Annotated in this window: 19 protein-coding genes; 14 read left to right on the forward strand and 5 right to left on the reverse strand. The window is 37.2% G+C overall.

What is annotated here, in order from left to right; genetic code table 11:
* Positions 1-197: 197 nt before the first annotated feature.
* The 3 genes from AABK36_RS01810 to AABK36_RS01820 are packed head-to-tail and all read right to left on the reverse strand — an operon-like array spanning position 198 to position 3,119.
* Positions 198-965 (reverse strand): glycosyltransferase family 2 protein, encoded by a 768-nt coding sequence (locus AABK36_RS01810; protein WP_309937323.1) that lies wholly within the window; start codon positions 963-965, stop codon positions 198-200.
* 13 nt (positions 966-978) lie between these two features.
* A complete protein-coding gene (locus tag AABK36_RS01815; RefSeq protein ID WP_309937324.1) occupies positions 979-2,028 on the reverse strand; it encodes a glycosyltransferase family protein in 1,050 nt (349 codons plus the stop codon).
* Positions 2,025-3,119 carry a glycosyltransferase family 4 protein gene (locus AABK36_RS01820; RefSeq protein WP_309937325.1) on the reverse strand — a complete coding sequence of 365 codons (1,095 nt, stop codon included), beginning with the start codon at positions 3,117-3,119 and terminating at the stop codon, positions 2,025-2,027. The genes AABK36_RS01815 and AABK36_RS01820 overlap by 4 nt, the downstream gene beginning before the upstream one ends.
* 429 nt (positions 3,120-3,548) lie before the next feature.
* On the opposite strand from AABK36_RS01820, the gene AABK36_RS01825 reads away from it, so the two are divergent.
* A complete protein-coding gene (locus tag AABK36_RS01825; protein ID WP_309937327.1) occupies positions 3,549-4,637 on the forward strand; it encodes a glycosyltransferase family 4 protein in 1,089 nt (362 codons plus the stop codon).
* A 33-nt stretch (positions 4,638-4,670) separates the two neighbouring features.
* On the opposite strand, the gene AABK36_RS01830 is transcribed toward AABK36_RS01825, so the two are convergent.
* Positions 4,671-5,396, reverse strand: coding sequence for a polysaccharide deacetylase family protein (locus AABK36_RS01830; RefSeq protein ID WP_309937328.1), 726 nt, complete (start codon positions 5,394-5,396; stop codon positions 4,671-4,673).
* A 428-nt stretch (positions 5,397-5,824) separates the two neighbouring features.
* On the opposite strand from AABK36_RS01830, the gene gmk reads away from it, so the two are divergent.
* Together gmk and nadD are read left to right on the forward strand one after the other, a co-directional pair.
* Complete coding sequence (gene gmk, locus AABK36_RS01835; protein ID WP_309937329.1) at positions 5,825-6,403, forward strand: guanylate kinase; 579 nt, start codon at positions 5,825-5,827, stop codon at positions 6,401-6,403.
* Positions 6,404-6,582: 179 nt separating this feature from the next.
* Positions 6,583-7,155, forward strand: a complete 573-nt coding sequence (nadD, locus tag AABK36_RS01840) for a nicotinate (nicotinamide) nucleotide adenylyltransferase (RefSeq protein WP_309937330.1) — start codon at positions 6,583-6,585, stop codon at positions 7,153-7,155.
* Here nadD and AABK36_RS01845 read toward each other — a convergent pair.
* Positions 7,149-7,985 carry an N-acetylmuramoyl-L-alanine amidase-like domain-containing protein gene (locus AABK36_RS01845; protein ID WP_309937331.1) on the reverse strand — a complete coding sequence of 279 codons (837 nt, stop codon included), beginning with the start codon at positions 7,983-7,985 and terminating at the stop codon, positions 7,149-7,151. The two genes, nadD and AABK36_RS01845, sit on opposite strands and share 7 nt — an antisense overlap.
* A 146-nt stretch (positions 7,986-8,131) precedes the next feature.
* Here AABK36_RS01845 and pyrH point away from each other — a divergent pair, with 146 nt between their 5' ends.
* The 11 genes from pyrH (at position 8,132) to AABK36_RS01900 (ending at position 18,534) form a co-directional block, all read left to right on the forward strand.
* The gene (gene pyrH / locus AABK36_RS01850; protein WP_309937332.1) at positions 8,132-8,839 is read left to right on the forward strand and encodes a UMP kinase; all 708 of its coding nucleotides are present in this window, start codon (positions 8,132-8,134) and stop codon (positions 8,837-8,839) included.
* Positions 8,840-8,850: 11 nt separating this feature from the next.
* Positions 8,851-9,411 carry a ribosome recycling factor gene (gene frr / locus AABK36_RS01855; RefSeq protein ID WP_309937333.1) on the forward strand — a complete coding sequence of 187 codons (561 nt, stop codon included), beginning with the start codon at positions 8,851-8,853 and terminating at the stop codon, positions 9,409-9,411.
* Between the two features lie 163 nt (positions 9,412-9,574).
* Positions 9,575-11,440: a glycosyltransferase gene (locus AABK36_RS01860; protein WP_309937334.1), complete on the forward strand. Its 1,866-nt coding sequence runs from the start codon at positions 9,575-9,577 to the stop codon at positions 11,438-11,440.
* A gap of 515 nt (positions 11,441-11,955) precedes the next feature.
* Entirely contained in the window at positions 11,956-13,014 is a 1,059-nt protein-coding gene (gene rsgA, locus AABK36_RS01865) for a ribosome small subunit-dependent GTPase A (RefSeq protein ID WP_309937335.1), read from the forward strand.
* Between the two features lie 6 nt (positions 13,015-13,020).
* Positions 13,021-13,485 carry a GNAT family N-acetyltransferase gene (locus tag AABK36_RS01870; protein ID WP_309937336.1) on the forward strand — a complete coding sequence of 155 codons (465 nt, stop codon included), beginning with the start codon at positions 13,021-13,023 and terminating at the stop codon, positions 13,483-13,485.
* A gap of 175 nt (positions 13,486-13,660) precedes the next feature.
* Positions 13,661-14,305: an SRPBCC family protein gene (locus AABK36_RS01875; protein WP_309937337.1), complete on the forward strand. Its 645-nt coding sequence runs from the start codon at positions 13,661-13,663 to the stop codon at positions 14,303-14,305.
* Between the two features lie 140 nt (positions 14,306-14,445).
* A complete protein-coding gene (locus tag AABK36_RS01880) occupies positions 14,446-15,252 on the forward strand; it encodes an SDR family NAD(P)-dependent oxidoreductase (protein WP_309937338.1) in 807 nt (268 codons plus the stop codon).
* Positions 15,249-15,692 (forward strand): DUF2062 domain-containing protein, encoded by a 444-nt coding sequence (locus AABK36_RS01885; RefSeq protein WP_309937339.1) that lies wholly within the window; start codon positions 15,249-15,251, stop codon positions 15,690-15,692. The genes AABK36_RS01880 and AABK36_RS01885 overlap by 4 nt, the downstream gene beginning before the upstream one ends.
* A gap of 52 nt (positions 15,693-15,744) precedes the next feature.
* Entirely contained in the window at positions 15,745-16,746 is a 1,002-nt protein-coding gene (locus AABK36_RS01890) for an NAD-dependent epimerase/dehydratase family protein (RefSeq protein WP_309937340.1), read from the forward strand.
* Positions 16,743-17,792, forward strand: coding sequence for a sensor histidine kinase (locus tag AABK36_RS01895; RefSeq protein WP_309937341.1), 1,050 nt, complete (start codon positions 16,743-16,745; stop codon positions 17,790-17,792). Before AABK36_RS01890 ends, AABK36_RS01895 begins: the two co-directional genes overlap by 4 nt.
* On the forward strand, positions 17,773-18,534 hold the full coding sequence (locus tag AABK36_RS01900) for a LytR/AlgR family response regulator transcription factor (protein ID WP_309937342.1): 762 nt from the start codon (positions 17,773-17,775) through the stop codon (positions 18,532-18,534). The genes AABK36_RS01895 and AABK36_RS01900 overlap by 20 nt, the downstream gene beginning before the upstream one ends.
* Positions 18,535-18,560 lie beyond the last annotated feature (26 nt).

Below are 18,560 nucleotides of genomic sequence, written 5' to 3' on the forward strand. Positions count from 1 at the left end.
TTTTTATTTTTCCTTTATTGAAATTCTCTTTCTGGAAAAACAAGGTCTGTGCCAATCAAAAATCGGGCGATTTTCATGACAAACTGACTGATTTAACAATATTCGGCAAGAAAAAATGTCATTTTCAGTTCTAATTTCTGACAAATTAATTTGTTTTATGTCAGGGTTGCTCTTTATCCTGATGGCAGAATAAGGATTTATTGATTATTGTTGATTTGTTGAAGCCTTCTAAGTTTGATAAATTTGAAAAAAGCGTAAAAAGCTGACAATACGCAAACGATAAATCCATAATATCCGTCCAAAAAGCCCTTTTGGAAAAAGTATTTCTTAATGAATTTGAATAATGGGCTGAAAATTAGTTTGAACATGGAAGCTTTTTTCCCTTTGTTGAACGCTTCTTCAGCCATTAAAGTAGTGTACTTGTTCATTACATTCAGATGTTGTTCAATGGAATGAAAGGAAAAGTGCAGGATATCTCCTGACAGATGAGTGGGGGAAAGCTCTTTTGGGTAAGACAAGGTTTCGTGAATGCTGCCTTCCCAGTTGGCGATTCCATTTTTCCATAACCTTGTTTTAGTATCAGGGTACCAACCGCAATGCTTGATCCATGTGCCGCAATAATTCGTAAGTCGATTGAATCTGTATATTGTTTGTGGAAAACCTTTGGATTTTTCTTCTAATATGTTCGATATCAACTCTTCTGACAGTATTTCGTCTGCGTCAATGGAGATTATGAAATCTCCTTTAGCCAAACTGTTTCCATGATTTTTGGTCGCTGAATAACCTGCGAAGGGCCTTTTAATGAATTGAGCCTTGTAAGAAAGACATATTTCTTCTGTTTTATCTGTAGACAATGAGTCAATGACAATAATTTCATCAGAGACTTTGGATAGTGCTTCCAGACATTTGCCAATATTTTTTTCTTCGTTTTTGGTGATGATGACCGCGCTTAGACTGCAACTCATGGTTGTATTATGACTAGGTTAAAAGTTCTTCGAAATTTTTGCAATTATGTTCAAGGCTAAATGTCGGATGATTTTTGATTTTATTTTGCATGCTTTGAATCTTTTTTTCATTCTCTTTCAAATGCAAAATAGTATCGATAAGATCGTCGCTAATAAAGGAAGTGTCTTTGAAAGGCTCTATATGTTTGAAATTCGATGACAGAATCATTGGAATTTTAAACCCATAGGAAAGCGAAAACGTACCCGAAATTCGGCTTTTAGTATATTCTTCGTACTGGTTTACTTGTGGAGTGATCAATGGCAATAAGAGCTTGGCGCCATTAAGTTCGTTGTAGAAAGTGTCATTGGGGACGAACTCATGGAAGAAACGAAAAAAATTGCTGATGCCAGCATCCTCAATCATTTGTTTGATTGCAGGGCCATCTCCATTTTCTATGTTGCCCAGTAAGATGAATTGTACGTTGTCAGGGATAGAGTTTTGGTTTAGCTTGACTTCGTCTATTAAGCTTTTATAATCTCTGCGCTTGAATTGAATATTCCCTGGAATGCAGATATTGAAGTATTTGTCTTGATGTTGGGAGAAGTGAGATTGATTGTAGAAGATTGGGTATAGGCATTTGATTTTTAAGTCGTCAATAGTTTCTTGAAGGTTTCGTTCAATATATTCACCTAGAACAAAGTACTTTTTGATCCATTTGCAGATCATCTTTTGAGAATTGCTTTCAGTAAGTTTATGCGCGTGATGCAAAACTCCTATCATTTCCACTTTTTTAAGAAAAGGGGCTATGAACCTTATTATGTTTCCCTCAGCGGTATTGAAGATGATTTTTTGAATATTATTCTTTTTGATGAATTGGTTAAGTTTTAAAATCAATTTAACCTTTTGAATAAATGTATATTCATCTTCAACGTATATAAGTTTATGGGGAGCAATGTCAATATTGTTGTAGCAAGCTTTATTGATAGCTAGAAATGTCTCGGCTCCTAAGTTTTTCAATATTTTGAAATGAGAGTCGAGCAGTTCTGAGTGGCCATTGCTGAATTCGATAATTAATACTCTCATGCGTCGTTGATTAAATCTTGAAAGAATGTTTCATAATTGTCCAAAGTTTTCTCGATAGAAAAATCATTGTTGGCAGTTTTCAATCCGCCTTGCTTAAGCTTTTCTCTTTCTGTTTTAGAATGCTTCAATTTCAGTATTTGATCAGCTAATTGTTGATAGTTGTCATTTTCGAAAAGGTAGCCATTTTCATTGTGTTTGATGAGAGATGGGTTGCCTGCCATATTTGTTGCCAATACAGGAACTCCTATGAACATGGCCTCCAGCAAAGCTTGAGATAGTCCTTCCATATGCGAGCACAAAACTTTGATGTCAAACAACTTGTAGTGCTTGAGAGATTCTTCCGGAGAAATAGTGCCTAGAAAAAGAATTTTGTGTTGGCTAATGTTCAATGTGCTTATTAACTCAGAAATAGCTGGCTCTTTTCCGTCTATGCCTATGAATATAACAGTAACAGGCTCTTTGATTAACTCCAGTGATTTTAGTAGATGTTCTTGATGTTTCAACCTTGATACAGAACCGATGACAAAATCGTCTTGTGCGATGCTGTACTTTTCCCTTAATTCATTTGGAATGTAATTCTCAAGGAGCTTGTATTTTGACTTGGGAGTGCCATTATTAATGACATGAATATGTGTTGCAGGCAATTTCATCTTTACCAAGTCTCCTTTGATCCCTTCGCTTACAGCTACGATCTTGTCTGTCCCTTTTGTATAAAAGGCATTTTGAAAATATCCGCCTACGCTTTTAGGAACTTGTCTTCTTGTATGAACAAGCTTTACGTTGAGATTATGCCACCATTTGCCAAGTATTGTGATATATCTGTCCAAGCTTGCTTGGGCATTGATTAGTTGAATATCATGTTTTTCAACGATTTCCTTTAGCCTACTCATGTCTTTGAAACTAACACGTCCAAGAAACTCCATCGGTTCAAAAACCACTTTTGTGCCTTTGATTAATTCTTCGGCATGATTGCCCTTTTTGGTGGCAAGGACTACTTTATGGCCTCTTTCTGCCAGTCCCTTTGCTAAGAATGAAACAGAATATGTCGAACCTGCGATGCCTCCTTGGTAGCTAATTATTAATATATTCATTAGGTTAGTCCTTTACAATATCAGCAAATATAAGGTGGGAAAAGCCTTAATAGCATGAGCTTGCCAGTATTTATTTTTAGTTAATCTACTAATTTGCAAAAACTTTATTTTCTACAGAAACTTGAAGATCATTTATTTAACAAAATCTGGATGAATCGCCTGATTTTAGCTACAAACGAATTTGATTTAATGTGTTAGACATTATTACTGTTGGTAAAGATAAGTGTGATAAAGCTCGGTCTTTAAGAATATAACATACTATTTTTGATCAATTATTTAAAAATAATCTTGTATAGTTTTAATTTCAATAAATGAAATGGAGTTTGTTTAATAAATCAATTGTGAGAAAGACTATTGTTTTGAGTTTTTAATTTTTAAGTTTGCGATGAATGTATTTCTTTATTTTTAGCATCAAGTAATTTACATCTAATGAAAGTTTTACAGCTTAGTTCTGAAAAAAGTTGGAGAGGAGGGGAGCAGCAGATCGCTTATTTGATCGAGGAGTTGTCATCTAAGGGGATTGATTGTCATGTGGCAGTAAGAAAGGCGACAGCTTTTGAAGAGTTTTGCATTTCGAAAAATATCCCCCATCTGTCGTTGCCTTTTGGTTCTTCACTGAGCTTTTCGACAGCTTTAGGGATAAAGAAATATTGCGAGAAATACTCGATAGACGTGATTCATAGTCATAGCGGCAAAGGGCATTCCATAGCTTTTTGGGCGAGTGTTTTGGGAATGAAAACACCTGTGGTTGTAAGTAGACGAGTCGATTTCCCGATAAAAAAAGGAAGACTGTCAAGATGGAAATACAATCACCAAAATATGAAAAAGGTGCTATGCGTTTCTGAGTCTGTCAAGAATAAGGTATTGGGGGTTGTTGATGACAAAGAGAAAGTAGCTAAAGTTTATAGTGGGACTACTTGCGACAAGTTCAATATTTCAACGTCATTTAGTTTAAGAGAATCTTATAATATCCCCGCAGAAGACTTTTTGATTGGTTCTATAGCAGCTTTGACAGCGGAGAAAGATCACAAATCTTTGATTTTAGCGGTGGGTAAATTGCTAAAGCAGAAAAAAAACGTTCGCTTATTGATAGTGGGGGGAGGAAAACTGGAGCTTGAGTTGAAGGAGCTTTCTAGAAAATTAGGCATAGAAGATCATGTCGTTTTTACTGGCTTTTTGAATAATGTTCCAGAAGTGTTGCCACAGCTTGATGTTATGGCGATTACTTCTAGATCCGAAGGATTGGGGACAAGTATACTGGATGCATTTTGTTGTCAAGTCCCTGTTGTAGGCACGAATGCTGGAGGAATACCTGAATTGATTATCAATGAACAAACAGGCTTGCTTTGTGATGTTGGAGATGTGGAAGGCTTGTACCGCTCATTTATGAGATTGATGGATGACTCGAAGTTAAAAAATAGACTGGTAGCTGGGGCAAATGAGCACCTGAAGAAGTTTGATAAAAAAGTTACCGCTGCGAGAACTTTGGAGATTTATAAAGAAATATTGAAAAAGTAAAAGCAGCTGTATTGGCTGCTCTTTTAATTTCGTTTACGCTTCAGCTAGTTCTCGTTTAGCCATCCTCCAAAATTTGAAATAATGGCTGAGCTTGTAGCCTCTAACAGCTGCGCGAGAAAGTTCAAGTTTGTTTTTTTTGATATTGCTTCCTGGGTTTGTTGAAACAGCCCAAGTGTAGCCAGCTTGATGGGCTAAATCTAGAACTTTTTCATTATAGCTGCCAAACGGATAAGCTATTGACACGATTTCTTTGCCAATAATTTCTTCCAGCCCTTTTTTTGAGTCTATCAGTTCAGTGAGGACCGTTTCTTCATTTTTCTCGGCCAAGTGAACATGATTCAAGCAATGAGATCCAATCTCCACACCGTCATTGTTCAATTGAATTAGTTCTTCATTAGTAAGCAAGTCTATAGTGCTTTTATTTGTGCTTTCTTCAAAGACTACATTTTTTTCTCCTATGGCGTTAAATACAGGATAAACTACTGATTTTGCCTTGTATTTATTTAAAATAGGAAAAGCGTTTTTTATGAAGCAATCAGACCCGTCATCGAAAGTAAGTATGACATTTTTTCTCTCAGGATCCATGCCTTTTTCTTCTATTTCTTCAAAGGTTGTGAAGTTAGCGCCATTCTTTTGCAATAGCTTTATTTGCCATTCGAATTGACTGGGTTTGGTGAATAGCCCTTTTATTTTGGCATCTGCTTTAGGTTTGTCAATTTGATGATACATGAGTATCAGTAGTTCGTTGTTTAAAGTCATTGTTGAATCTTAAAAAAATAGATAATAATAGTTATGTGATATATTTTGGGACAATTAAAATTCGTTTGTTTTTATTATTATTTAAATTATTTATTGATGTAAATATATTTTAATTTTACTTAATGTTGGAATTTTTTGTATATTTCATTTAAAAATTATCTAAAATATATTTTTAAATGATTCCAATTAATTCTTAGAAATAAATTATAACGACAAAATTCATGCTGGATAATATTATGTGAGAGAAAGTCAACAAGGTTGCTGTTCCAAAGTATATGGGAAGGTATAATGCGATATAAATCAAAATTCTTTATAACTTTGCATATGGGAAATTTTCAAGTTTTGCAGACACTAGCATTGCAATTTTAAAACCCGCTTCCCATGCCATACTGATTTGAAAAATTAACAACGTAGATTTCTATAATAATATGAGTAACAAGGGAGGTAAAGCCATTATATTTTCAGCTCCTTCGGGGTCTGGAAAGACAACTATCGTGAAGCATTTATTGTCGACTAGAGATGATCTTATGTTCTCGATATCAGCGTGCACAAGAGACAAAAGAGGAAGAGCTGAGCAAAATGGTAAGGATTATTATTTCCTTACTCCTGATGAATTCAAGCAGAAGATTGACCAAGACGCTTTTGTGGAATGGGAAGAAGTCTATCAGGGAAATTTTTACGGCACTTTGAAAACCGAAATCGAAAGAATCTGGAGCGAGGGCAAGAACGTGATCTTCGATGTGGATGTAAAAGGAGGCATAAGCTTGAAAGAGTACTTTGGCGAAGACGCTTTGTCCATATTTGTGAAAGTACCAGATATTGAGACTTTAAGAGAAAGGCTTGGTGATCGAGGAACGGATACCGAAGACAGCATTTCGCAAAGAGTGTTCAAGGCAAAATTTGAGATGGGATTTGAAAAGAAATTCGATACGACGATTGTTAATAAAGAATTGGATGTGGCATTGGCTGACGCTCAAAACTTGCTTGACAATTTTTTGAATAAGTAGACATTATCACGATTGATTTTTTATACATTTTATTTCCCTCTGGAGGGAATACAAAGGAGGATGATTAAGAGAGCCATAAAAAACTTATCGTGATAAACATTGAAGCCGGAAATTATTTAATTTTTGAAGATATAATCCAGGGTCATTGCTTTTGAGGCATTGACCCGCTTTTGATAATAATGAAAACAGGTCTGTTTTTTGGTTCATTCAACCCTATACATGTCGGGCACTTGATTATTGCTAATACGGTAGCCCAGAGAGAAGATATAGATGAAGTGTGGTTTATCGTTTCTCCTCAAAATCCTTTTAAGAAGAGAAGCACTTTATTGCATGAGTTCGATAGATTTGATATGGTGGAGGCGGCGATTGAAGACAATGATTTGCTTAAAGCGAGCAATATAGAATTCAATATGCCTAAGCCGAGCTATACGATAGACACTTTAACTTACCTTTCCACCAAGCATCCCAATAAGAGCTTTAACGTGATCGTGGGAAGCGATAATTTGAGCCACTTCCATAAGTGGAAAAACTATGAGCAAATTCTTGACGAATATGGATTATTAGTTTATCCAAGACCTAACACAAAGCCTCATAAATTTGAAAATGATTCCAGAATCGTACACGTTGATTCTCCAATGGTCGATATTTCAGCTACATTTATAAGAAACTCTATTCAGAATGAAAAATCCATTCGCTATTTAGTTCCTGACAAAGTACAGTTGTTGATTGATTCAAGAAAATACTATCATTGATTTATAGGCCTGGCGAGCATGATGCCTGTGTATCTGTCCGGAGCAATAAATTCCGCCAAGGTTTTATCTGAAATGATCACGCCGTTTTTCAAAGAGGCGTGCATGACATGTACTTGTTTGTTGATGACAATTGCAAAACCTACATGAGAGACGTCAAGTCCTGTGATGTGCGTTGTGAATCCTAATATATCACCAGACTTGATATTGCTTTCTATTTCACTTAGTTTTTCTTTTGGTATGAAATAAATCTCTTGGGAGTTAAGGAGGTTTTCAGCCTTTCTGATGTCCTCTAAATCACTTTCACTCTTAAGACCTTCATAAGCATCTGCATGGGTTGACATGAAGTTAATTTCTTTGTCATATTTTTCTCCATAATTGTCTGACAAGATTCTTAAAGTGCCTTTCTTTTCATTGTCTATCAACCAATCCGTAAAGTAATGCAGTCTTGATGAGTAACCGGCTAATTGTCCGGATCTATAGCGAATTTTGGTGAGCTCGCTTTCGTACGTTTTAATGCTTGAAGATTCGGATTTTACAGTATTGGAAATTGCCAATACTGTTTCAAGATACGTTGTGCAATCTAGCTCTTCGAGGTTGACTACAAGTATTTCCTTTGGCCTTTCAAGTGTTTGAGAAACATATGGAGTCCCTATAAAGCTTTTCCCTACAGTTAGCACAAGACTATCGCTTTTTAAGTTTTGGCCTTGAATTTCGGCAATTTTCTTATTGAGAATACTTTCACTGTTCCCTGTGATTTCGGATTGAGAGCAAGCCGAAGTAATTGCGGAAATGAAAATAAATAAGAAAGTCAACAACTTGTGTACGGTCATTGTAGCTATATTTTTGAGATTGGAAAGAAACTTTGCAGTAAAGTTATTTTCTGAAAGGTAAAGGAATAATTTAGGTTTAAAAAACGTAAAAAAAGATTTATCCATATTATATTTGTCTGATTTATTGAAACAGCTATAGTCTAGTCATGAAATATAAGAGAATATTATTAAAGTTAAGTGGAGAAGCACTTACCGGAAGTCAAAGTTATGGAATTGATCCTGAAGTATTGGAGCGATATTCTCAAGAAATCAAGAAAGCGATAGATAAAGGCGTAGAAGTTGCTATCGTGATCGGAGGAGGAAATATTTACAGAGGCGTTCAGGCAGAGAAATCGGGCATTGACAGGGTTCAAGGCGATTACATGGGAATGTTGGCGACCTTGATCAACGCAATGGCAATCCAAAGTTCGCTTGAGAAAATCGGCGTTGACACAAGATTGATGTCAGGTCTTAAAATCGATCAAGTATGCGAGCAATTCATCAGAAGAAGAGCTTTGAGACACCTTGAAAAAGGCCGTGTGGTAATCTTTGGAGCAGGTATTGGAAATCCTTATTTTACTACTGATTCTACGGCTAGTTTGAGAGCGGTGGAAGTTGAAGCCGATGTAGTGCTAAAAGGAACAAGAGTCGACGGAGTTTACACAGCCGACCCTGAGAAGGACCCTAAAGCGGAGAAATTCGACAGCATTAGTTTTGCGGAAGTGTACCAGAGAGGCTTGAATGTAATGGATATGACTGCATTCACATTATGCAAAGAAAATAACCTGCCGATAATCGTATTCGATATGAATAAGTCTGGAAATCTTGTTAAATTGGTTGAAGGAGAGAAGGTCGGAACGTTGATCGCAGAATAAAAACAAAAAAAATGGAAGAAATAGAACTTTTTTTATCTGATGCCGAAGAGCAAATGCAAAAGGCTGTAAGCCATACGCAAAATGAACTAGGAAAAATTAGAGCTGGAAAGGCTATGCCTAGCATGCTGGATGGCGTCAAGCTGGATTATTACGGCACGATGAGTCCTATCAGCCAGGTGGCTTCAATCAACACTCCTGATGCGAGAACGATTGTAATCAAGCCTTGGGAAGCTAAGATTTTGTCTGATATCGAAAGAGCAATCATCAACAGCGACTTGGGACTTAATCCTCAGAATGATGGCGAGATCATTCGCTTGTCGATTCCTCCATTGACTGAAGAGCGCAGAAAAGACTTGGTGAAGCAAGTAAAGTCTGAAGGCGAAAATGGCAAAATACGAATTAGAAGAGTTAGACAAGACACTAACGATTCGTTGAAAAAATTGCAAAAAGAAGGTGCTTCGGAGGATGCTGTTAAATCAGCGGAGGACGATGTTCAAAAATATACAAATTCTTTTATAGCTCAAATCGACGATTTAGTAGCTAAAAAAGAAGAAGAAATAATGACTATTTAAGTCAAGTTTTATTCAAAGCTATCCTCAATGGATAGCTTTTTGTTTTTTAATTTACTCGTAGAGTGATTGATGGGTTTTCGCCAAGGTTTTTTACCCCTTGAAACCATTGTGCCGAAATGAGCGTAATTTGAACAAAAACATAAGTATTTTTTTAAGCAAATCTATGGGAGACTCAATTCAGAAACAAGGAGTTACAAAGAAGAAAAGTACCAGAAGAATTTCAAAATCAAATATTGCCAAGACCTTGTTAGTTGAAGTGGCTTGGGAAGTTTGCAATCAAGTGGGGGGGATTTATACAGTTATACGTTCCAAAACTCCCGTGGCTACTAAAAAGTGGGGTGAGAACTATTGCCTTGTAGGACCATATGTGAATCATAGCAATGTGTCCACGCATTTTGAGCCTTTGCCTTTGGATGAGGATAAACCATTTTGCAAGGCTGTCAAAACCATGAGAGAATGGGGATTTGACGTGCATTATGGAGAGTGGTTGGTAACAGGCCGTCCAAGGGTTGTCTTGCTTAATCCCGATTCTGTCAATGACCGTCTTGGTGAAATCAAATATGATCTATGGGAGAACCATCAAATAGAATCTCCTTCTGAAGATAATTTATTGGATGAATTGTTGGCATTCAGCTACCTCACGGAAAAATTCTTTGAGATTTTGGCGACGCATGAAATTACCAACAAGAACATCATTGGCCATTTTCATGAATGGATGGTCGGATTGCCAATATTGAATATCAAACGCAAGAATTTTAAAGTTTCTACTGTTTTCACAACTCACGCGACATTGCTGGGTAGATATCTGGCGATGAATGATCCTTCGTTTTATGATCATTTGGCGTTTTATGATTGGCATAAAGAAGCTGTGAATTTTAACATTGAGGCGCAAGTCAAGATTGAAAGATACGCGGCTCAAGCCACGGATGTATTGACGACAGTGAGTGAAATCACTGGAAAGGAATGCGAAGCGTTATTAGGCAGAGTTCCTGATGAGATATTGCCAAATGGATTCAATATTGAGCGTTTCACTGCCTTGCACGAATTTCAAAATCTGCATCAGGATTACAAAGAAAAGATACATCAGTTTGTGATGGCTCACTTTTTCCAGACATATACTTTTGATCTGGATAATACATTGTATTTTTTCACTTCGGGAAGATTTGAATACAAGAACAAAGGTTTTGATGTCACTATTGAAGCTTTAGCGAAATTAAATTATAGGCTGCAACAAGAAGGCTCAGACATAACCATTGTCATGTTCTTCATTACTAAGCAACCCTATCACTCGATCAATCCAGCGGTGCTTCAGTCCAAGGCCATGATTGAAGAGCTAAGAACAACGACCAAAATGATTCAAAAGCAGATTGGCGATCGTATGTTCTATGCTGCGGCATCAAGCGACGAATACAAACTGCCTTCGCTTAATGATTTTGTCGATGATTATTGGAAGCTCAGATATCGAAGAACGTTGCAATCCTGGAAGACAGACAAGCTTCCTGAGATCGTCACGCATAACCTTAAGGATGATGTGAATGACCCAATTTTGAACTTCTTGCGAGTTTCTAATTTAGTCAATCATAAAGAAGATCGTGTAAAGATCGTTTATCACCCTGACTTCATCAATTCGACAAACCCGCTGTTTGGAATGGATTACAGACAGTTTGTGAGAGGATGTCATTTGGGCATTTTCCCAAGCTATTATGAGCCTTGGGGCTATACGCCTTTGGAATGCATGGCCAGTGGAGTTCCTGCTGTCACAAGTGACTTGTCAGGCTTTGGAGATTATGTAGAGAAGAACTTGCCGGAATTTGAAGATAAGGGCATCTATGTCAATAATAGGGATCATAGCTCATTTGAAGCTTCAGCCGACCAGTTGGCGAATAAGCTTTATAAATTTATCAAGTTGACGAGAAAAGAGAGAATTGCTCTGAGAAATAAGACAGAGGAGGCTTCAGAGTTCTTTGACTGGAGAAGCTTGATACATCATTATGACAAGGCGTATAATTTGGCGATCAAAAAATTATAGATGACAAAAATTTTATCGATTTGATTGATAGAGAGTTGTAATAGATATTATTTCTGTTGCAACTTTTGTTTTTTAGGGCTTCATATAACAACAAGCTATTTCATTTCAGAATTATTTATTCACAACTGCAATATTTTTTTACACAAAATCACGAATCGAACTTAAGTATTTGATATTCAGTATTTTGATTATTACCTTTGCAACTCATGAATAATAATTCTCAACATATCCACACACGTACCGAGTCGGTATAAGGCGGGCCAACCGTCTGATTGCTTTAAGCGAAAACTCTTTTCGCTGAATACAAGACAGGTGCGTCCGCTCCATTCTTAGTGGATATGCCGAGCCATACTTTCAAGTATTTTACTAGACCAATGGCTAATCATATCTATTACCTTAATTCATCGGGAGTTCTAACTTGATTCCTAAATCATCATGTTTTAAAGTCAACTAGCCTTATGTGCTTATTAAACTCCTGCCATAAATATTCTTATTCATGAAAAATATTTCCTACAATGGAAAACCAAGCATATATATACAATTTTAAAAATATCATGAGCAGTTCTGGGTGGTCAAAAGAGGAGATCGCTCAAGTCATTGCTGTGCATAAAGATCGATATGAAATTCTTACACCGGATGCTGAAATATCAGCTGAGTTAGCGGGTAATTTGAGGTTTTCGGCTCAAAGTTCTTTGGACATGCCCGCTGTGGGAGATTGGGTCAAGATTGTTCCAATGAATGATGATCATGCTATTATCTTAGAAATATTCAAACGAAAAACAATCTTGCGAAGACAATCAGTAGGAAGCTCAAGTAATGATCAAGTCATAGCGGCTAATGCTGACAGCGGAATCATAGCCATGTCTGTAGGACAAGACTTCAATTTAAGACGAATCGATAGATATTTAACCATATGTTATGATGGAGATTTAGAGCCCATAGTCCTTTTGACAAAGACTGATTTATTGGAAGAGCAAGATGTTTTAAAACTATCATCGCAAATTCAAGAACGACATCCTCAAGCACAAGTGATCTCTGTAAGCATAAATAAGATTGAGACATTGCACACGCTACAAAACTCAATGGCTAAAAACCGAACGTATTGTTTTATGGGCTCCTCAGGCGTAGGAAAATCGACTTTGATCAATTGGTTGGCAAGCAATAGTCTTATGAAAACATCCGAGATCAGTGCTAGCCATGGCAAAGGCAGGCATACTACTACATATAGGCGGTTAATGTACTTGCAAGATGGGTTTGCTATCGTTGACACTCCCGGAATGCGGGAGGTAGGCGTTACGGATGGAGATCGTTCAATTGACGCCACTTTTGAGCAAATCGCTTCATTGGCAGAAGGATGTAAATATTCCAACTGCACGCATACCAATGAAGATGGATGCGCTGTCTCAGAGGCGATAGAAAATGGAGAACTTGAAGAAGAGCTTCTTTACAGTTATCAAAAACTCAAACGGGAGCAAAACCATTATTCGCAGACTGTCTGGGAAAAAAGAAAGAGTCAAAAGGATTTTGGAAAAATGATCAAGAGAGTTCAAAATCAAAAGAAACGATTCAAATAACGAATTATGGATTATAACATAAGAAAAATAAACGATAAAGAATTAGTCGAAGCGCAAACGATAGCCAGAAGAACGATTCGACATAGTTATACAGCTTTCTTTTCCGAAGAGACCATCAATATGTTTATTGATAGCGGAGCCGCTGACGAGGAATTTGTCAAGCATTTCGAACATTGCTATGTATTGGCAAATGAAAAGGAAATTCTTGGCTTTTGTATATTTTATGAGAACTTCATTGATTTGATGATGATTGATTCCAATATACACGGAAAAGGACTGGGAACAACTCTTTTGCAATTTGCCGAAAGTAAAATCGCTGAAGAAGGATATGAGCGAATGCGACTGGAAACATTTTTGGAAAACAAGCAAGCTGTTAGCTTTTATTTGAAAAGTGGCTGGAGCATTATCAAATCCCAAAAAGAAGAAGGATTAAATCTTGAAAGAATAACTTTGGAGAAGTCAACTGTCTAATTACTAACAATTTAATAAGCGCAGAGATTGTTAAGCTGTCTCTGTGCTTTCATTTTTTCAACTCGCAATTCAGTTTTATATTTTACGATTCAAAAGTCAATTCTACGACTCACCGAAAAGCCCCAAGACATCGATTACCTTCTATCTACCTTTGCAATGAACAAGAACAAAAGATATGTATAAGATTATCATTGCATTCTATCTCCTTGTGGCTACCGCCAACTTCTCCACAGCTCAGGATTTCGTTCCTATAGGAAAGTGGAAAACTGCTAAAAGTTCTAAAGGGACAAAATTAATGTACCGCTGGATCATGTTAGGAGATACTCTCAAAACAAGACAACTCAAAGTCACTACCACTATCACTGCATCTCCAGAAGAAATATTAAAGATGCTCAATGATTCTGAAAAGCTTATGGCTTGGAAACCTGAGATCAAAGAGGCGCAAGTCATGGACAAGGACAGCATGAAATGGACTAGTTACATGATCTTTGATATCCCTTCATTATTTCCTCAACAAGACTTGATCGTCTCATATAAAGTTGAGAGCAAAGAAGATTCCTTGACCATCATTGGAGAGTCATTCCCTAATCGGTTGGAAGAAATAAAAGGTGTCAATCGGCAAAAAATTTATTATGACAAATGGATTTTAAGACCAATCAACGAGCATAGCAGCAAATTAACATATACTTCGATTGCTCCGGGAAAGCCTATTATGCCACGATTTATTCAAGATAAATTCTTGCAACCCATGATTATCAGCTCTTTTGCAATGCTAAAAAACAAGTCTGAGGAAAATAATTCGTTAGATAGTTCTAGCTAATAAGTATTAGCACCAAGTAAATCATCATAGTTTCCTACTCTGTTTAGCTATAGCTTTTATATGACAAAGCCCGTCATTGAGAAGACGAAACAAATCAAAGGGCATTCCATCAAAAGTACAACCGTTCAATAATATTAGATATGATAGAAAACATCAAACCCCAATATACCGTCATAACCGGCGCCAGCCAAGGACTTGGCAAGGAGCTTGCCATCGCCTGCGCAAAAAGAGGAAGATCGCTGATTATCATTTCGCTTCCCAATGAACGTATTTCCCAGTTAGCGCTTGACATCAGTCTCAAATACAATGTCAAAGTTCACGCCTACGAAGCTGACCTGACAAACAGCATACAGCTTGGCGAGTTGATCGATTGGATTTCTTCCAATTTTGACATAGACATGCTCATCAACAATGCCGGCATGGGAGGAACATTAAAATTCGAAGAAGCTTCAGAAAACTATATTAGCAATATCATCTCGCTTAATATTACGGCATTAGTCAGGCTTACAAGAGGATTGCTGCCTTTGCTAAAATTGCAGCAGGAAGCTTATATTTTGAATATTTCCAGCGTAGCGGCTTTTGGTGCTATGCCTTTTAAGACGGTTTATCCAGCTTCCAAAGCTTTTGTGGAGTCATTTTCTCTTGGCCTTGCCGAAGAATTAACGGGCACGGGCGTTCATGTAAGCGTTGCTCATCCGGGCGGCATGCCTACAAATCCACAAATGGCTGAACGAATCAATAAACACAACAATATTTTAGTGAAATCCACCATATTAAGCGCTCAAAAAGTAGCGGAAATATGCATGGATAAAGCTTTAAGAGGGGAAAGACAGATTGTACCCGGATTCATGAATAAAGTCAGTCGCATGTTCATGAAGCTATGCCCGGATAACCTTAGACTTCCTTTGATAAGGAAAAACATCCTGAATGAAATAACAGCTTCATGAAAAAGCAAATTCGTAAAATATTTTCAATAGAAGCTGCCCCCGAATCCATAGCCAGAGGATTTGCAATTGGTTCATTTGTAGGAATGCTTCCCATTCCAGGCTTTCAAATGTTGGTAGCCATGGCGATAGCCGCTATTCTCAAAATCAATAAAAAAGCAGCTTGTTTGGCTGTGTTCAACACCAACGTTTTTACCGGATCATTTGTATTCGCATTTAATTTTTGGCTAGGGAAAAAAATTCTCGGCTATAAGTTAGACTATGAATTGCCGGAAACGCTTAACTTGGAGTATATTAAGTCAATATTCATGGCAGGAAATAAAGTGTTTTTCTCCATGATGGTTGGAGGCCTAATCACAGGCGTATTTGCCTCTGCTTTGGCATATTGGTTGATTCTTAAGTTCAAGCACAAATTCCCACATCAGGGTAATTGCGAAAACTAGATTCTTTGATATTTGGCACAACACACTTTCTCAACATTAACCGCAAAATTTTATGTCTCATATACAAAAAGGACGAGTACTTGTCACAGGAGCAAATGGCTTATTAGGTTCCAATATTGTGGAAGAGCTTAATAAGCAAAATTATTGCGCGATAGCCATGACTCGAAAAGGAGCCAACAAACTCGGGCTTGCCGGACTTAGATATGTTCCTTTCGAAGGACAAGTCACCGATGAGAATGATATTGACCAAGCGATCTCCGATTGTGACTATGTGATTCACTCAGCCGCACAGACAAGACATCCGGTCAATAAATTGGAATCTTATCAAGAAGCCAATATTGAAAGCACAAAGCTGGTGGTTAAAGCTTGTGTCAAATACAAGGTAAAACGTTTGGTATTTGTCAGCACTGCAAATTGTTTCTCCAATGGAACAATTGAAAATCCCGGCAATGAGTCCAAAGGCTTCATGCCATGGCTGGAAAAATCCGGGTATGCTTATAGCAAGCATTTGGCCCAAGAATATGTGCTAAAGGAAGCGAAAGCCAAAGGCTTGGAAGTAGTTGTTGTCGCTCCCACATTCATGATCGGAGGAAGAGACGCAGGCCCTTCCAGCGGGGCACTGTTGTTGCATGGACTTAAAAATCGTTTTGTCTTCTGTCCTCCGGGGGGGAAAAGTTTTGTGGATGTACGTTATGCTGCTGAAGCAACTGTCAATGCTTTGACTATGGGCAGTTCTGGCGAAGCTTATCTTTTGGCAGGTCAAAATTTGACATTCTCCAGTTTTTTCAAAAAGGTTGAAGAATTGACTTCTCAAAAAAAGTTTCTGCTTAAACCTTCATACGGAAGCCTGAAGACAGTCGCTTCAATATGCGAAAAATGGAACAATTCATTTTCTTCGAGCTTGCCATTTGACAAAGTGACCCAGAGGCTTTTTTGTTTGGACAATTATTTTTGCAACGACAAAGCCCAAAAAGAGTTGAATATGAAAGAAACTCGTATCGAGCACGCTATGGAGGATGCCATTGCTTGGTTCAAAACCTATAAATATATATGAATCGCAAAAAACCTTATTTGATGCTAGGCCAACGACTAGCCATAGTTTTCATCCTTCAACTGATGTTGACTAGCTTTGATCTAAGCTTTCAAGATGAAACCGAGATCACCACACGAAGATTGGTTTTTACAGCGTTCTTCGTTCCCTTTTGGCTATGCTGTTGGTATCTTGTCGATTACATAAATAACAAAATTGCCCCACTGCCTGCAAAATATCAAATTGGCATAAATTTTTTCATCAGCTTTTTAATAGCGTTAGTTTCCTCGAAGATTTATCAATACGGTGACACTCATTTATTTCATAATGGACATCTTTGGATAGATTTCAAATACCTTAATCTCAATCTAATTGCTGGTATTATGATGTTCTATATGATGATCTATTGGATAGGGTTAAGTATTGACAAAGAAAAAAAAATAAGAGAGGAGCAACTTCGCGTCAAAGAACTCGAAAAACAATACGCAGTATCTCAATACATGACTTTAAGATCCCAGCTTGAACCCCATTTTCTTTTCAATAGTCTGAGTGTTCTTTCCGGACTATTGCATAGTAATATTGACTTAGCTTCTGAATTCATCGTTAAGCTTTCTCAAACATTGAGATATACTATCGAGCAGAACAGCCAGCCTATGGTTTCTTTGGAGGACGAAATTAAATTGGCTGAAAACTACTTTTTCTTGCTTAAAACGCGATTCAATGAATCCATCATCATGAGCATAGATATCGATGAAAAGCTAGCGAAAAACACAATCATCGCTCCTTGCACATTCCAAATTTTGATAGAAAATGCCATCAAGCACAATAAGTTCAATGTTAATCATCCGTTGAAAGTGGAAATTTTCGCCAAAGGGGATTATATAATTCTTAAAAATAATATCAATAGAAAGGAAAACCATAATGATAACATTGGCTATGGTTTGAAAAACATAAAAATACGATACAAATTGCTAACGGAATCGTCTTTGGAAATTCTCGATGACGATCATTTTTTCATTGTTCAAATACCAATAATAAGTCAAGAAGAGTATGAGAATTTTAATCATTGAGGACGAATATCTTACCGCTGACTGGTTGGAAGAACTGATAAAATCATATGATCCGGAGTTTGAGGTTGTAGCGAAACTCATGTCGGTGGAAGAGAGCGTCAAATGGCTTAAAGAAAACAAGCATCCAAATTTGATTTTCCAAGACATAGAGCTTACCGATGGCAAATGCTTTGAAATTTATCAACAGGTAAAAGTCAATGCTCCCATCGTATTTACTACGGCTTACAGCCAATACGCTCTTGAAGCTTTCAAACTGAATAGTATTGATTATATCGTCAAGCCTTATGATAAAGCGGAAGTGAAAAAGGTGCTGGACAAGTTTTCCAACATGAAAAACATGTTTTCAGACAATAGTCAGGATGATTTTCAAGAATTGTTGCAACTTAAAGACAAGCCGGAAAAAAAACGCTTTCTTATCAAAATCGGCGACAAATATAAATCCATCAAAAGCGAAGAGGTCGCTATTATCTATTATGATGAAGGCATTAGCTTCATACGCTTATTCAATGGAGACAAATATCCCATCGACAACAGCTTGTCCGATTTAGAGCAACAGCTTAACAAAGAGATTTTCTTCAGAGTCAACCGAAAATATATCGTCAATATCAATAGCATTGGAAATATAAGCTCTTGGTTCAATAGTCGAATCATTATCGAAACAGAACCCAAAACCGATGAGGAAATGATTGTCAGTAGAGAAAGAGTGAAAAGCTTTAAAAATTGGCTGGATGGCGGGGTGTAGCGATGAAAAGACAGGTTGTTAACAAA

Origin of the sequence: Aureibacter tunicatorum (assembly GCF_036492635.1) — a bacterium.
Lineage (GTDB): Bacteria > Bacteroidota > Bacteroidia > Cytophagales > Cyclobacteriaceae > Aureibacter > Aureibacter tunicatorum.

Excerpts from the sequence above, each read along its gene's own strand:
- AABK36_RS01890 (WP_309937340.1), top strand. The coding sequence starts at position 15,745 with ATGTCTCATATACAAAAAGGACGAGTACTTGTCACAGGAGCAAATGGC.
- AABK36_RS01895 (WP_309937341.1), top strand. The coding sequence starts at position 16,743 with ATGAATCGCAAAAAACCTTATTTGATGCTAGGCCAACGACTAGCCATA.
- rsgA (WP_309937335.1), top strand. The coding sequence starts at position 11,956 with ATGGAAAACCAAGCATATATATACAATTTTAAAAATATCATGAGCAGT.
- AABK36_RS01830 (WP_309937328.1), bottom strand. The coding sequence starts at position 5,396 with ATGACTTTAAACAACGAACTACTGATACTCATGTATCATCAAATTGAC.
- AABK36_RS01900 (WP_309937342.1), top strand. The coding sequence starts at position 17,773 with ATGAGAATTTTAATCATTGAGGACGAATATCTTACCGCTGACTGGTTG.
- AABK36_RS01845 (WP_309937331.1), bottom strand. The coding sequence starts at position 7,985 with ATGACCGTACACAAGTTGTTGACTTTCTTATTTATTTTCATTTCCGCA.
- AABK36_RS01875 (WP_309937337.1), top strand. The coding sequence starts at position 13,661 with ATGTATAAGATTATCATTGCATTCTATCTCCTTGTGGCTACCGCCAAC.
- AABK36_RS01860 (WP_309937334.1), top strand. The coding sequence starts at position 9,575 with ATGGGAGACTCAATTCAGAAACAAGGAGTTACAAAGAAGAAAAGTACC.
- AABK36_RS01885 (WP_309937339.1), top strand. The coding sequence starts at position 15,249 with ATGAAAAAGCAAATTCGTAAAATATTTTCAATAGAAGCTGCCCCCGAA.
- gmk (WP_309937329.1), top strand. The coding sequence starts at position 5,825 with ATGAGTAACAAGGGAGGTAAAGCCATTATATTTTCAGCTCCTTCGGGG.
- frr (WP_309937333.1), top strand. The coding sequence starts at position 8,851 with ATGGAAGAAATAGAACTTTTTTTATCTGATGCCGAAGAGCAAATGCAA.
- AABK36_RS01820 (WP_309937325.1), bottom strand. The coding sequence starts at position 3,119 with ATGAATATATTAATAATTAGCTACCAAGGAGGCATCGCAGGTTCGACA.
- pyrH (WP_309937332.1), top strand. The coding sequence starts at position 8,132 with ATGAAATATAAGAGAATATTATTAAAGTTAAGTGGAGAAGCACTTACC.
- AABK36_RS01815 (WP_309937324.1), bottom strand. The coding sequence starts at position 2,028 with ATGAGAGTATTAATTATCGAATTCAGCAATGGCCACTCAGAACTGCTC.
- AABK36_RS01825 (WP_309937327.1), top strand. The coding sequence starts at position 3,549 with ATGAAAGTTTTACAGCTTAGTTCTGAAAAAAGTTGGAGAGGAGGGGAG.
- AABK36_RS01880 (WP_309937338.1), top strand. The coding sequence starts at position 14,446 with ATGATAGAAAACATCAAACCCCAATATACCGTCATAACCGGCGCCAGC.
- AABK36_RS01870 (WP_309937336.1), top strand. The coding sequence starts at position 13,021 with ATGGATTATAACATAAGAAAAATAAACGATAAAGAATTAGTCGAAGCG.
- nadD (WP_309937330.1), top strand. The coding sequence starts at position 6,583 with ATGAAAACAGGTCTGTTTTTTGGTTCATTCAACCCTATACATGTCGGG.
- AABK36_RS01810 (WP_309937323.1), bottom strand. The coding sequence starts at position 965 with ATGAGTTGCAGTCTAAGCGCGGTCATCATCACCAAAAACGAAGAAAAA.